Annotated in this window: 12 protein-coding genes and 1 tRNA gene; 5 read left to right on the top strand and 8 right to left on the bottom strand. The window is 55.8% G+C overall.

Annotated features, from left to right (window positions below):
- Nucleotides 1–63: 63 nt before the first annotated feature.
- The 3 genes from efp to earP form a co-directional block, all read right to left on the bottom strand.
- The gene (gene efp / locus QMG27_RS07565; protein WP_281810459.1) at nt 64–618 is read right to left on the bottom strand and encodes an elongation factor P; all 555 of its coding nucleotides are present in this window, start codon (nt 616–618) and stop codon (nt 64–66) included.
- Between the two features lie 220 nt (nt 619–838).
- Nucleotides 839–1,297 carry a hypothetical protein gene (locus QMG27_RS07560; RefSeq protein ID WP_281810458.1) on the bottom strand — a complete coding sequence of 153 codons (459 nt, stop codon included), beginning with the start codon at nt 1,295–1,297 and terminating at the stop codon, nt 839–841.
- Between the two features lie 106 nt (nt 1,298–1,403).
- The gene (earP, locus tag QMG27_RS07555) at nt 1,404–2,555 is read right to left on the bottom strand and encodes an elongation factor P maturation arginine rhamnosyltransferase EarP (RefSeq protein WP_281810457.1); all 1,152 of its coding nucleotides are present in this window, start codon (nt 2,553–2,555) and stop codon (nt 1,404–1,406) included.
- Nucleotides 2,556–2,580: 25 nt separating this feature from the next.
- Here earP and uvrC point away from each other — a divergent pair, with 25 nt between their 5' ends.
- Complete coding sequence (gene uvrC, locus QMG27_RS07550) at nt 2,581–4,488, top strand: excinuclease ABC subunit UvrC (protein ID WP_281810456.1); 1,908 nt, start codon at nt 2,581–2,583, stop codon at nt 4,486–4,488.
- 38 nt (nt 4,489–4,526) lie between these two features.
- On the opposite strand, the gene serB is transcribed toward uvrC, so the two are convergent.
- The 3 genes from serB to mfd are packed head-to-tail and all read right to left on the bottom strand — an operon-like array spanning nt 4,527 to nt 9,372.
- Nucleotides 4,527–5,243 carry a phosphoserine phosphatase SerB gene (serB, locus tag QMG27_RS07545; protein WP_281810455.1) on the bottom strand — a complete coding sequence of 239 codons (717 nt, stop codon included), beginning with the start codon at nt 5,241–5,243 and terminating at the stop codon, nt 4,527–4,529.
- Nucleotides 5,244–5,269: 26 nt separating this feature from the next.
- Complete coding sequence (locus tag QMG27_RS07540; protein WP_281810454.1) at nt 5,270–5,884, bottom strand: energy-coupling factor ABC transporter permease; 615 nt, start codon at nt 5,882–5,884, stop codon at nt 5,270–5,272.
- Nucleotides 5,885–5,886: 2 nt separating this feature from the next.
- Complete coding sequence (gene mfd, locus QMG27_RS07535) at nt 5,887–9,372, bottom strand: transcription-repair coupling factor (protein WP_281810453.1); 3,486 nt, start codon at nt 9,370–9,372, stop codon at nt 5,887–5,889.
- 58 nt (nt 9,373–9,430) lie between these two features.
- On the opposite strand from mfd, the gene ispD reads away from it, so the two are divergent.
- A complete protein-coding gene (gene ispD, locus QMG27_RS07530; protein ID WP_281810452.1) occupies nt 9,431–10,141 on the top strand; it encodes a 2-C-methyl-D-erythritol 4-phosphate cytidylyltransferase in 711 nt (236 codons plus the stop codon).
- A 22-nt stretch (nt 10,142–10,163) separates the two neighbouring features.
- Nucleotides 10,164–10,646 carry a 2-C-methyl-D-erythritol 2,4-cyclodiphosphate synthase gene (gene ispF / locus QMG27_RS07525; RefSeq protein ID WP_281810451.1) on the top strand — a complete coding sequence of 161 codons (483 nt, stop codon included), beginning with the start codon at nt 10,164–10,166 and terminating at the stop codon, nt 10,644–10,646.
- Here the strand turns inward: ispF and QMG27_RS07520 are convergent.
- Both QMG27_RS07520 and QMG27_RS07515 read right to left on the bottom strand, forming a co-directional pair.
- Nucleotides 10,640–11,056 carry a hypothetical protein gene (locus QMG27_RS07520; protein ID WP_108282451.1) on the bottom strand — a complete coding sequence of 139 codons (417 nt, stop codon included), beginning with the start codon at nt 11,054–11,056 and terminating at the stop codon, nt 10,640–10,642. The two genes, ispF and QMG27_RS07520, sit on opposite strands and share 7 nt — an antisense overlap.
- Nucleotides 11,057–11,162: 106 nt before the next feature.
- A complete protein-coding gene (locus QMG27_RS07515) occupies nt 11,163–11,945 on the bottom strand; it encodes a 3-hydroxybutyrate dehydrogenase (RefSeq protein WP_281810450.1) in 783 nt (260 codons plus the stop codon).
- A 62-nt stretch (nt 11,946–12,007) separates the two neighbouring features.
- Here QMG27_RS07515 and QMG27_RS07510 point away from each other — a divergent pair, with 62 nt between their 5' ends.
- A complete protein-coding gene (locus QMG27_RS07510; protein WP_281810449.1) occupies nt 12,008–14,203 on the top strand; it encodes a bifunctional (p)ppGpp synthetase/guanosine-3',5'-bis(diphosphate) 3'-pyrophosphohydrolase in 2,196 nt (731 codons plus the stop codon).
- A gap of 31 nt (nt 14,204–14,234) precedes the next feature.
- Nucleotides 14,235–14,311, top strand: a tRNA-Val gene (locus tag QMG27_RS07505).
- The last annotated feature ends 48 nt before the right edge of the window (nt 14,312–14,359 follow it).

The raw sequence follows: 14,359 nt of genomic DNA, 5'->3' as shown, positions 1-14,359 counted from the left end.
TGAAAAAAGGCTCCCGAAGGAGCCTTGATTTTGTAAAACCCGTGAAGGCTTAACAGGGAAGGTTTAGACGCGTTTGCGGTATTCGCCAGTGCGTGTGTCGATTTCGATCTTGTCACCTTGGTCCACGAACAAGGGGACAGCGACTTCGAAACCTGTTGCGATTTTGGCGGGCTTCAACACTTTGCCTGAGGTGTCGCCTTTGACGGCTGGTTCAGTCCAAGTGATTTCGCGGGTGACGTTGGTGGGCAATTCGACAGAGATGGCTTTCTCGTCGTAGAACACCACTTCGAGTTCCATGCCGTCTTCAAGGTAGTTCAGAGCATCGCCCATGTTGCTGGCTTCGACTTCGTATTGGTTGAAGTCAGCGTCCATGCACACATACATGGGATCTGCAAAGTAAGAGTAGGTGCACTCTTTCTTGTCCAAGATGACTTGGTCCATTTTGTCGTCAGCTTTGAACACGACTTCGGTGCCGAAGTTAGCGATCAAGCTTTTCAATTTCATGCGAACGGTGGACGAGCCACGACCGCCACGTTGGTATTCGGTGCGCAGGACAACCATAGGGTCCTTGCCGTGCATGATGACGTTGCCAACGCGGATTTCTTGTGCGGTTTTCATAGGGGTTTTGACAGATAAATTTTAAAAGGGGTGTCTTTTAACAAAGATGCATATTCTAGCTTGCTCATGTGAGCGTAGCTTTTAATGCCGTCGTTACTATTTCCTCCGCCACAAGCCGACAGCACAGAAGTTAACAGTAGCGTTTTGATGCAGTTTAGTTTCGGTGATGTCAGGTGGTGTCGAACGTGATGCATAAGCTTGTTCTGTTTTTTGCGAAGTCTTAAAAGCAAGGCGCAAATTTCTCGGAAATTACTTCGCTAGACAAATATCCAAACGATGGAAAATATTTGCTCAAGCAGATTTGCATATGTTCTTCATCAGTGACGGGGACCAGTTGTCCTAAGACAATGGCGCTTTGGGCGCTGAGTTTTTGAAGCACATGAGGTTTTAGGCTCAGAGATTCGAGAAGGTGCCTTGACATAGTGTCTTGTCCAGGCATGAAGCAACCGACTAGCGGCATGTTCCCAATCCGAACATCAAAACCAGCGTAAACATCCACTAAATCGGAAAGAGTGACGCCAATGGTGTCTAAGGACGAGAGCTTGAATTCATCTTGTGGCGCCATGGCATTGGCGCTTGGGGGCTCAGGTAGGTTGCGCGAACAGTGCCAGATAGCTCGGGGTTGGCTGAGATTTTCTGCATGAGCCAAGTTCAGCAGCGACCACGTCACCATGAACATGGCGAATAGACGGGGTGAATTAGGTGCTTGAAATGACATACGCTATATTTTCGTATGCCATTTGGTGTATTTATTAACTTAAATAAATAACTTTGTTACCAAAAATTCAATTTTTGAAAGTCGTTTTAAAGGTATGAAGCAAAAGCTGCGTGGTTAAGTCGACTTGCCATTGCAAGCGTTGGCGCATTGCTTGAGTCGCTGTGAGCCATGTCTTAAGCACTTCAGAGTCAGGTGTCGTGAATGAGGTGCTGATCCCATTCCACGCAAGATGAAATTCGCGCAGACTTGTTGGTGCTTGCAATGAGTTTAGGAAAGCTTCTAACTTGACGTGATGTGCATTGTCGTCTTGAGGATAGATGTGCCACACGAACGGCTTGCCAGCCCACAGTGCGCGAACCAGTGAATCTTCGCCTCTCACCATATTCAAGTCGCAAGACCACAGCAGATGGTCAAAGTCGGTTTGGCTGAGATAAGGCAGCGGATGCAGAACCAATTGACCTTGTGCGGACGAAATGCCTTGCTGCCATGTGCTGGCGGTATTTGCCCAGCCTAAGTGGTCTAGCGCCGTCTTCACCGCTGCTTGTGGTCGACCACGGGCAACCAATATGTCAACCGGTAATGGTTGTTTTGCAAGTTGCTTCAACCATGTGCTGAGCACGGCAGGTTCGTAGCAGAACAAAGACATGCGCTGTGCATGCATACGCAGTGGCAAGTTCAGCTGATTTAGCCACTCATCAGGAATGAATGCTGCTTGGCGTTTCTGTAAATCAGGTTCACGCAACAAGCCACCAGTGGCAGGCGTGAAGCCTGGGTAGAAAAACCACTTGGTGCAGCCTTTGGCAGGACCACTCATCACGGGGGAGGGCAGTCCGTGGCAGCGTTCCACAAAATCTTCTGCACTCAGGTATTCGAGGTTGATCCACACGACGGGTGTGGGTTGCTGTGACGCAATCGTGCTCTGTACATGTTCAGGCAATTCGCAGCCAAAGGCTTCAATCACCACATCGGCACAATCGGTGTAGTCGCTTTTGGATGCTGGCCACGCGTGGACATTGACACCTGTGCAGCCCTGCGGAGCCATCCAAGCCAAGGCTGATGCATCGTCCACCCACAGGCGCACACGTTGGCCGCGCTGTGCGAGGTCGGCGCACAACCGCCAGCACACGCCCAAGTCGCCGTGGTTGTCGATGACGCGACAAAACACATCCCAGCGCAAAGCAGGTGTGGCGGTCGTTGATGGGGCGTGGCTGAAATTCACGCTTGAGATTGTCCACAATACGCGTATGTCTGAAGACACCACGCCCGAAAAAAATACATCACGCCACGCGCCCGAGCTACTGGCCCAAGTGGCCAGCTTACCTGCGCTGCCGGGCGTGTACCGCTACTTCGACGCGCAAGAGCAAGTGCTCTACGTGGGCAAGGCCATCAACCTGAAAAAGCGGGTGTCGAGCTATTTCCAAAAAGACCACGGCGGCACACGCATTGGCCACATGGTGGGCAAGATTGCACGCATGGAAACCACGGTGGTGCGCTCTGAGGCCGAGGCGCTGCTGCTTGAGAACAACCTCATCAAAACGCTCAAGCCCAAGTACAACATCTTGTTTCGCGACGACAAGAGCTACCCGTACTTGAAGGTCACGCACGCCAGCACCAGCGCAGCAGCGCAAAGCTCGGGCCATCCTTCGGCGGCGCAGGTCTCGCGCATCGTGTACTACCGTGGCGCGGTGGACAAACGCCACCATTACTTTGGCCCATACCCCAGCGTGTGGGCGGTGCGCGAAGCGATTCAGCTCTTGCAAAAAGTGTTTCGCTTGCGCACCTGCGAAGACACGGTGTTCAACAACCGCACGCGCCCGTGCTTGCTGTTTCAAATCAAGCGTTGCTCAGGCCCGTGCGTGGGCCAAATTTCAGCAGCCGACTACCAGCGCGATGTCGACAGCGCCATGCGTTTGCTCAAGGGCGAAACCCAAGAGGTGATGGCCGCGATTGAAGCGCGCATGATGGCGCACTCTGAAAAGCTAGAGTTTGAACAAGCCGCCGAGCTGCGCAACCAAATGAGCGCTCTGTCTAAAGTGCTGCACCAGCAAGCGGTAGACACCGTGGGCGACCAGGATGTGGACATCCTCGCCGTCAAAGTGCAAGGCGGCAAAGCGTGTGTGAACTTGGCCATGGTGCGCGGTGGCCGCCACTTGGGTGACAGACCGTATTTCCCCGTGCATGTGGACCAAGACGAACCTGCCGATGTGCTGGAGGCGTTCATCAGTCAGCACTACTTAGAAGTGCCCGTGCCGCCCACGCTCATCACCAGCCATGCGGTGGACAAGGCGCTGCTGCAAGCCTTGACCGAGCAAACAGGCGTCAAGATCACAGCGGTGCACCAACCGCGCGAGCAGCGTCGCATTTGGCTGGAGATGGCGCAGCAAAACGCCGACATTCAACTGGCCCGCTTGCTGGCCGAAGAAGGCTCGCAACAAGCCCGTACCCGCGCCTTGGCCGAGGCGCTGGACTTGGCCATGGAAGACCTGGAACAAATGCGTGTGGAGTGCTTTGACATTTCGCACACTGCGGGCGAGGCCACGCAGGCGTCGTGCGTGGTGTACCACCATCACAAAATGCAAAGCGCCGAATACCGCCGCTACAACATCGACGACATTACCGGCGGCGACGACTACGCCGCCATGCGCCAAGTGCTGGTGCGCCGCTACAACAAGCTGGCAGAGGCCGTGCGCGCAGGCGAGGGCAAGTTGCCCGACCTCGTGCTGATTGATGGCGGCAAAGGCCAAGTGAGCATGGCGCGTGAGGTGTTTGAATCGTTGGGCCTTGACCTCTCGCGCATCGTGGGTGTGGAAAAAGGCGAGGGCCGCAAAGTGGGCCTAGAAGAGTTGGTGTTCGCCGATGGGCGTGAGAAGGTCTACCTAGGCCGCGACTCGGCAGCACTCATGTTGGTGGCGCAAATACGCGACGAGGCGCACCGCTTTGCCATCACCGGCATGCGCGCCGCACGCGCCAAAGTGCGCGTGGGTGGCAGCAAGCTCGAAGACATTCCGGGCGTGGGGCCGAAGAAACGCGCCAAGCTGCTGCAACGCTTTGGCGGCGTGCGTGGTGTGGCCGATGCCAGCGTGGCCGACCTGTGCACGGTCGAAGGCATTTCAGAAGAGTTGGCGCAGACGATTTACAACGCGTTGCGCTAGGCGTGACTACGCGTGCCGTGCTGGCACGCGTTGGTGGTTCAGGGCTTCACCACTTCCAACAAACGGTCTAAGCCGCCGTCGTTGATGGCCACCATGGCTTGTTCACGCACCTTGGGCTTGGCGTGGTAGGCCACCGACAAACCGGCTTCGCCCATCATCAGCAAATCGTTCGCGCCGTCGCCCATGGCAATGGCTTGGCTTGGGCTGATGCCCATTTGCGTGCAGATGTGCAGCAGCATCTTGCGTTTTTCTGCGCCGTCGCAAATATCGCCCCAGTCTTGCGTCACCACATCGCCGGTGAGGTGGCCGTGGTCAACGGCCAGCACATTGCTGCGGGCGTAGTCAATGCCCAGCATCTCGCACACGCGGTCTGCAAAGAAGGTAAAGCCACCGCTGACCAACAACACTTTCATGCCATGGGCTTTGCAGGTGTCTACCAGCGTTTTGGCGCCGGGGTTTAAGCGCAGGCGCTGTTCAAACACCTCGTGCAGCGCAGACTCGGGCACACCTTTGAGCAGCGCCACGCGGCGGCGCAAGCTGTCTTTGAAGTCGGTGATTTCACCGCGCATCGCCGCCTCGGTGATGGCTGCCACCTCGGCCTTGCGGCCTGCGGCATCGGCAATCTCGTCAATGCACTCGATGTTGATGAGCGTCGAGTCCATGTCAAACGCGATCAGCTTGAACGCAGACAAAGACAGTGGCGGTGTGAAGCCTTGAACCACAAGGCTAGGGGCAAATTCGGTCGCAGAAGTCATGGTGGGATTATCGCGGCAGGTGTGTTTTAACTTTTCAAATACATCTGATCAGACCAAGTGGCCAACCACTGCGGCTTGAACGCCACAAAAATGGCGCAGACCATGCCGGTGATGAACGCATCACCCCAAGCCATGAGCCAAAACGCGATGACGGACAAGCCGCTGCCTACATTGGGTAATTCATGGCCTGTCCACTGTGCCAACAAGCTGGCGGCGAAGATGCACAGCACCGATCCCAAAAAGCCGCGCCCCAGCACATAGACAAACGGGTGGTGCGACACCCAGCGGCGCAACGCAGCGCCAAGCAGCAACACAAAGGTGGCGGGCAGCAAGCCTTGCCACACGATGAGCGCGGTAGCCGTGTCTACTGATGTGGCAGAGATGAAAACGGTGACGATGCCCACCCCAATGAGCGCCAACACCGCCAGCGGCCAACCGAGCATGAGGGTGACCAAGGGCGCACCCGACCAATGCAGTTGCAGCGGCATCTGGTGCAAGCTGGGCAACGCCCACAGCCACGGCAGCAGCACCAAGGTGGCCAGCAAGGGCGTGAGCAGTTCGGTGTCCACCAACATGCGCCAAGGCTTGAGCCATAGGGAGGCGCACAGGCAAGCCAAGATGACGGCGATTTCAAAGTCCATGCTTATGACTGCGCTTCAGCCGCCTTGGATGCAGGCGCGGTCGGTGTGCCGAGTGAACGCAATACATCGCGCACCATTTGTGCACGGGCTTGTGGCTCCGGCAGTTCGCGCTCGATGCGCAGGCGGTCGTTGCCCGCGAGTTTGATGTGTTTGTTTTTTTGTACCAGCTCGATGATCCGCATGGCGTCAAACGGTGGGTTGGGTTTGAAGCTGATGTGGGTCACGCCGGGCGCAGCATCTACTTTGGTCACGCCATAGTTGCGGGCTTGTACGCGCAGGCGGTGCACGTCGATGAGGGTTTGCGCTTGCGCGGGCAGTTTGCCAAAGCGGTCCACGATTTCTTCGTGCAGGTTGTCAAGCTGATCGCCCGTTTTGGCCGTGGCCAATTTTTTGTAGAACGACAAACGCAGGTGCACATCACCACAGTAGTCGTCGGGCAGCAGGGCGGGGGCGTGCAGGTTGATTTCGGTGGTGGCGCTCAAGGGGCTGAGCAAGTCTGGTTCTTCGCCGTTCTTCAACGCACGCACAGCCTCAGACAACATTTCGTTGTAGAGCTGAAAGCCTACTTCCAACATGTTGCCGCTTTGGTTTTCGCCCAGCACTTCACCCGCGCCACGAATCTCAAGGTCGTGCATGGCGAGGTAGAAACCTGATCCGAGTTCTTCCATTTGTTGAATGGCGTCCAAGCGTTGCGAGGCTTGCTTGGTCAGGCCCTGTGTGTCGGGCACCATGAGGTAGGCATAAGCTTGGTGATGGCTGCGGCCCACGCGGCCCCGTAACTGGTGCAGCTGCGCCAAACCAAACTTGTCGGCACGGCTCATGATGATGGTGTTGGCCGAGGGCACATCAATACCGGTTTCGATGATGGTGGAGCACAGCAACATGTTGTAACGCTGGGCCACAAAGTCGCGCATGACGCGCTCGAGTTCACGCTCAGGCATTTGGCCGTGGGCCACGGCAATGCGGGCTTCGGGCAGCAGCTCTTCGAGCTGCGCGCGGCGGTTTTCGATGGTGGCTACATCGTTGTGCAAGAAATAGCATTGGCCGCCACGTTTGAGTTCACGCAACACAGCTTCGCGAATGACACCGTTGCCTTCGTTGCGCACAAAGGTTTTGATGGCCAAGCGGCGTTGCGGTGCGGTGGCGATCACGCTCAAATCGCGCAGACCCTCGAGCGCCATGCCGAGTGTGCGCGGAATGGGCGTTGCAGTGAGGGTGAGCACGTCCACCTCGGCGCGCAGGGCTTTCATGGCCTCTTTGTGACGCACGCCAAAGCGGTGTTCTTCGTCAATGATCAAGAGGCCCAAGTTTTTGAACTTAACCGATTCGCTCAGCAACTTGTGCGTGCCCACCACGATGTCAACGGTGCCTTCTTCAATGCCTTTGACGGCGGCGTTGATTTCTTTGGTGGAGCGAAAGCGACTCATCTCGGCAATCTTCACTGGCCATTTGGCAAAGCGGTCGCTGAGGGTTTGAAAGTGTTGTTCGGCCAACAAAGTGGTGGGCGCCAAGAAGGCCACTTGTTTGCCGCCGGTGACGGCCACAAACGCAGCACGCAACGCCACCTCGGTTTTGCCAAAGCCCACATCGCCACACACCAAGCGGTCCATCGGGCGAGGACTGATCATGTCTTGCACCACGGCGTGGATGGCGGCGCGTTGGTCAGCAGTTTCTTCAAAACCAAAGTCGTTGGCGAAGGTTTCGTAGTCTTGCGGCGAGTACCGAAAGGCATAGCCTTCGCGTGCGGCGCGGCGAGCATAGATGTTGAGCAGCTCGGCGGCGGCGTCGCGCACTTGTTCGGCGGCTTTGCGTTTGGCTTTGTCCCATTGCGCGGAGCCGAGTTTGTGCAGCGGCGCTTCGTCGGCGCTCACGCCGGTGTAGCGGCCAATCAGGTGCAGCTGACTCACGGGCACATAGAGCACGGCGTTGTCGGCGTATTCGAGGTGCAAAAACTCTTGCAGGGCGGGGGAACCGTCTGAGTTTTTCTCGCCCAAGTCCATGTTGATGAGCCCACGGTAGCGGCCAATGCCGTGGGCGTTGTGCACCACGGGGTCGCCCAGATTCAGCTCGGACAAGTCTTTGATGAGCGCTTCGACATCGCTCACCTGCTCTTGTTTTTTGCGGCGGCGTGTGGTGGCACCAACAGCGAACAGCTCGGTCTCGGTGATCAGGTCAAGGCCCGCTTCGGTCCAGCTAAAACCGACTTGCAGCGCGGCGGTGGCGATGCCGATTTTTTCTGTGTTGCTTTCAAACTCGGTCAGCGAATCAAACGCAGGCGGGCTGACGTTGGACGAGCGCAAGAAGTCGAGCAAGCTCTCGCGGCGGCCATCGCTCTCGGCCAAGATGAGCAAGCGGTTGGCTGTTTTGCCTGCGTAAGCTTGCAACTTTTGCAGCGGGTCTGCCGCGCCGCGTACGACGGTGAGATCGGGCAGGGCCTGTGCAAACGCGTTGTCGACTACGTCAGTGACGTGCGGGCGCAGCGCAAATTGGGCGTAGCTGTTGGCCGAGGCGTAAAACTGCTCGGCACTTAAAAACAAATTGGCTGGTGGCAAGGCAGGGCGCTCGGGGTCACCTTGCACGAGACGGAAGCGGTCTTGCGTGTCTTGCCAAAAGCGTTGGAAAGCGGGCTCCAAATCGCCGTGTAACACCACCGTGGCCGATGTGCCAAGGTAGTCAAACACCGTGGCGGTTTCTTCAAAGAACAAAGGCAGGTAGTACTCAATGCCGGCGGTGGCCACGCCGTTGCCGATGTCTTTGTAGATGCGGCTCTTGGTCGGGTCGCCATCGAGCATTTCGCGCCAACGGTTGCGAAACAGCGCACGCGCCGCATCGTCCATTGGGAACTCGCGGCCTGGCAACAAGCGCACTTCGGGCACAGGGTAGAGGCTGCGTTGGCTGTCGGGGTCGAAGGTGCGGATGGAGTCGATTTCGTTGTCAAACAAATCGACGCGGTAGGGCACGAGTGAGCCCATGGGGAAGAGGTCAATCAGACCGCCGCGCACGGCATATTCGCCAGGGCTGACCACTTGTGTGACGTGCGTGTAGCCCGCAAGCGTGAGTTGCGATTTGAGCTTGGCTTCGTCGAGTGGCTGCTTGACTTTGAAGTGAAAGGTATAGCCCGCCAAAAACGCAGGCGGAGCCAAACGGTACAGCGCCGTGGTGGCGGGAATGAGCACCACATCGGCCTCGCCCTGCGAGATACGCCACAGTGTGGCCAAGCGTTCGCTGATGAGGTCTTGGTGGGGCGAGAAGCTGTCGTAGGGCAGCGTTTCCCAATCGGGGAAAAGTACACAGCGCAAGTCGGGGGCAAAGAACGCCATTTCGTCTTGCAGGCGCTGGGCATCCATCGCATCGGCGGTGATGATGGCGACGCGTCGTTGGTTGGCTTTTTCGCGTGTTCCGAGCTGTGCGAGCAGCAATGCGTCCGCAGAGCCGACAGGGCGGGGCATGGCAAATCGTTTGCCGGGACTCAAAGAGGGCAGATGCATTAGCATGATTTTAGAATGGGGGACGAGCTTTCTATTTGCCAAAGCTCAAACCTATTCAATGCCCCTACACACTCACAGCCCTCTTCGTTTTTTTGCCGTCATTCCTTGTGCAGGCTTTGGCAGCCGTGCGGGCACGGCCACACCCAAGCAATACCAACCCATTGCAGGCCTGCCCATGGTGGTGCACACGCTCAAAGCCTTTGCAGGTGTGCAGTGTCTGGCCAAAGGTGTGCTGGTGTTGGCCCCAGATGATGCGCACATGGCTGCTGTGTTGGCCGCCAATCCGCAGCCTTTGTTTGAGATATCGCGCACAGGTGGTGCGACGCGCGCAGAGAGCGTGCTAGCGGGGCTGCGCGAATTGGTAAAGCAGGGCGCACACGACACCGATTGGGTGTTGGTGCATGACGCGGCGCGTTGTTTGGTGACGCCCGAGCAAATCAACGCTTTGATAGATGCATGCCAAGACGATGCCGTTGGAGGCTTGCTGGCTCATAAATTGGCTGATACCTTGAAAGCTGAAAGCCATGGCCGTGTGGCTGAAACGGTGGACCGCTCTGACAAGTGGTTGGCACAAACGCCGCAAATGTTTCGCATCGGCGTGTTGTTGCAGGCTTTAGAGCATGCAGGCGCAGCCGTGACCGACGAAGCCAGCGCGATTGAAGCGATGGGCTTGAGCCCACGACTTGTGTCTGGCAATGCGCAAAACTTCAAGGTGACTTATCCCGAAGACTTTGCCTTGGCGGCGGCGATTTTGAATTCGCGTCATTGACGCTTGATGGAAAGAACACACGATGACCGTACCCTCATTTCGAATTGGTGAAGGCTGGGATGTCCATGCCTTGGTCGAAGGGCGTCCACTCATCCTAGGCGGTGTGCGCATTGAGCACACGCATGGGTTACTGGGACACTCCGATGCCGATGTGCTGTTGCACGCCATCACCGATGCCTTGCTTGGCGCGGCTTCGTTGGGTGACATTGGTCGACATTTTTCAGACACAGATGCAGCCTACAAAGGTGCTGACTCTTGGGTGTTGCTACAAAAGACGGCTGCGATGGTGCGTGCCGCAGGTTTTCAGATTGGCAACGTCGACAGCACCGTGATTGCGCAAGCACCCAAGTTGGCCGTGCATATGCCAGCCATGTGTCAGCGCATTGCGGATGCGATAGCGATTGATGTGTCGCGTGTGAATGTGAAGGCGAAGACGGCCGAAAAAATAGGCCCTGTGGGACAGGGCCTAAGTATGGAAGCTCGCGCTGTTGCGCTACTTTATTGATTGCTAGGTGGCTTGGGGCCCAAGGCCGCTAAGCCTTCGACCACTTCGCGTACGACACGACGGTGTTCTGGTTGCAGAGCGAAGTAGCGAGAGATCAGCTGTTGATCGACCAAATTGATGCGCTCGTCCGTGAGTGCTTCGTCCGCTGGTCGTGGCGGCGGTGTACCAAACAACAAACCTTCTGGCGAAATTTTCAGCCATTTGGACAAAACCAAAAGTTTGTCCTGCTTGGGGATGGATACTCCCATGAGCCAATTACGAGCCGCATGGGATGAGATACCCTCACCCCAATAGCGCAAGTTGAACTCGTTTGCGACGACGGTTGCAGAAACACGGACGCCAGCATCTTTGAGCGCTGCGCGAAAACGATCTGCAAATTTGCTGGTTTCTTTAGGGTAGGTTTGTGTCATACCTCTAAGGTAAGAGAGATTTAACTATGATGTTGTAATTGTAAGTAAAAAAATGATTACATTTACAACTATAGTATTACAAAATAATCAAATCTCTCTGAGTTTTTTATTGCGCGGTCCATCCTCCATCCATATTCCACGCAACACCGCGGACGTTGTTACCCGCAGCAGAACAGAAAAATACGGCTAACTCACCTAATTCTTCGGGTGTGGTGAATTGCATGGAGGGTTCTTTTTCTCCCAGCAAGAGTTTGATTGCTTCATCGTTAGATAGACCCAACGCTGCGGCTTTGGCATCAACTTGCTTTTGAACCAAGGGGGTGAGTACCCATCCAGGGCAAATCGCATTGCAGGTCACACCGGTGGTGGCGTTTTCTAAGGCTGTGACTTTGGTCAAACCCACAATGCCGTGCTTGGCTGCAACATAGGCAGACTTTTGAACAGAGCCAACCAAGCCGTGAATGGATGCCACGTTGATGATGCGGCCCCAATTTTTTTGCTTCATGTAAGGCAATGCCAAACGTGAGGTGTGGAAGGCGCTGCTGAGGTTGATGGCAATGATGGCATCCCAACGTTCGGTGGGGAAATCCTCGACAGCGGCCACGTGTTGGATACCGGCGTTGTTCACCAAGATGTCGACACCACCAAACGTCTCAGCTGCAAACTTCATCATGGCTTCGATCTCGTTGGCTTTACTCATGTCTGCACCGTGGTAGCTGACGTTCACACCCAAAGCAGACACTTCGGCTTTAGGACCTTCGGCATCGCCAAAGCCGTTGAGGATGATGTTGGCGCCTTGACGAGCCAAGGCTTTGGCAATACCCAAACCGATGCCACTGGTGGAACCAGTGACCAAAGCTGTTTTACCGACGAGTGTGCGTTCTGACATTTTTGAAAACTCCATGCATTACGATGAGAAACCTATAGACATTATGCGGTTTTGCGGCTTACATGAAACATAACGGAGAAACACAGCGCGGCTCGCTCTTGAGCGCCACGTTGCAAGATTTGCCTGATCAGCCTGAGGCATTGACGCGCGCGCGTGCTTTTGCGCAGCCATTGTTAATGGGCGCAGCACTCGATACGGGCGAAGACGTGCTGGCGCATGCAGATGCCACGGCTCAGATCTTGAGCGTGATTGGCGGCTCTGAGGCGATGCAAGCGGCGTGCTACTTGGTGTATGCCGCCGAGTATTTGCAAAAGCCAGAAGAGGTGATTGCCAAGGCCTTTGGCCCAAGCTATGCCGAGTTGTCAGTTGAAACCTCGCGTTTGATCCGTGTGCAGCGTATGGCGCGCGCCACGGCGGCCGACGCACAAATGGCCGCGATGCAAACCGAAAACGTGCGCAAGATGCTGCTGGCGTTTTCGCGTGATTTGCGCGTGGTGCTGTTGCGATTGGCCTCCCGCTTGCAAACCTTGCGTCACTATGCGGCCAGCAAGCTGCCTGTGCCACACAGTTTGGCGTATGAGTCTTTGCATGTGTTTGCGCCATTGGCCAACCGTTTGGGTATATGGCAAATCAAATGGGAAATGGAAGATTTGTCTTTTCGTTTTCTGGAGCCCGAGACCTACCGTGAAATTGCCAAGTTGCTTGACGAAAAGCGCGTGGAACGTGAGAACTACATGGTGCAGCTGCGTGAGCGTCTCGAGGCTGACTTAAAAGCTCAAGGTATCACAGCGCAAGTGGCTGGACGCCCAAAGCACATCTACAGCATTGTGAAAAAAATGCGAGGTAAGTCGCTCGACTTTTCACGCGTGTTTGATGTGCGTGCGTTGCGTGTGGTCGTGCCCTCTATTCCCGACTGCTACGCGACCCTTAGCTTGGTACACACGCAGTTTGTACCGATTGATTCGGAGTTTGACGACTACATCGCCAAGCCCAAATCGAATGGCTACCAGTCCCTGCACACGGTGGTGCGCGACGCACAGGGTCGTCCGATTGAAATTCAAATCCGTACCCAAGAGATGCACGACCATGCTGAGCACGGTGTGGCTGCGCACTGGGCCTATAAAGAGGCTGGGACAAAAGGCTATGCGGGGGTGAGCGCCTCTGGTGACTATGACGCCAAGATAGCAGTGCTACGCCAACTCTTGGCGTGGGAGCGCGAGCTATCAGCCGATGCGCAAAGCCAAGCCACCACCGATGCGCTGAGTGATCGGATTTATGTGCTTACGCCTGATGCCGCCGTTGTTGAGTTGCCTCAAGGCGGCACACCTATTGACTTTGCCTACACCTTGCATACCAACCTTGGCCATCGCTGCCGCGGTGCGCGTGTGGACGGTGTGATGGTTCCGCTGAACACACAGTTAAAAAATGGTCAGACGGTGGAGGTCACCGCCATCAAAGAAGGCGGGCCTTCGCGTGATTGGTTGAATCCAGAACTGGGTTTTTTGGCTAGCTCTCGTGCGCGTTCAAAAGTGCGCGCGTGGTTCAACGCCCAAGCCATGCAAGAAACCGTGGCTAAAGGACGCGAGGCTGTCGAAAAGCTGTTGCAGCGCGAGGGTAAAACGGCGATGAAGCTAGATGACTTGGCCTCGCAGTTGGGTTTCAAGTCGGCTGAAGCCTTGTTTGAAGTTGTAGGTAAGGACGAGTTCTCGCTGCGCAACATTGAGACATTGCTTAATCCTCCTGCTGCGCCGATGGTGGCGGACGACTATGTGCGCTTGAAGAAAGCCAAGCCCAACGACAAAGCTTCAAAGAGTGGGGTGTTGGTGGTGGGCATTGATTCGCTGCTCACGCAACTCAGCAAATGTTGCAAGCCCGCACCGCCCGATGAAATTCGTGGTTTTGTGACCCGTGGCAAAGGCGTGAGTATTCACCGCGCTGACTGCGGTAATTTTCGGCAAATGGCATTGCGCAGTGGCGACCGTGTGATTGATGTGGACTGGGGGCAATCTGCTTCGGCGCAAGCTTTGGTTTATCCCGTGGATGTGAATATTGAGGCTTTGGATCGTCAGGGCTTGTTGCGAGACATTTCTGAAGTGTTTGCCAAAGAGAAGATGAACGTGATTGGCGTACAAACCCAATCGGTCAAAGATTTGGCGTGGATGACCTTCACCGTCGAGGTGGGGGATTCACGTCGCTTGCAAAAGGTGTTGGGCTTGGTCAAAGAGGTTCAAGGCGTGCGTACGGCAAAGCGTCGTTGAAGTCTGCTATACTTTCAGCTTCGAACAACGTAGGCGCGTAGCTCAGTTGGTTAGAGCACCACCTTGACATGGTGGGGGTCGTTGGTTCGATTCCAATCGCGCCTACCATCTTGTTCCCCGTCAAGCCCGGCACTGTTTGAACAGTTCTGGGCTTTT

The sequence above is a fragment of the Limnohabitans sp. MORI2 genome (assembly GCF_027925025.1).
In the GTDB taxonomy this organism is placed as follows: Bacteria; Pseudomonadota; Gammaproteobacteria; order Burkholderiales; family Burkholderiaceae_C; genus Limnohabitans.
The sequence above is the reverse complement of the archived record's forward strand: the minus strand, read 5'-3'. Positions and strand labels throughout refer to the sequence as shown.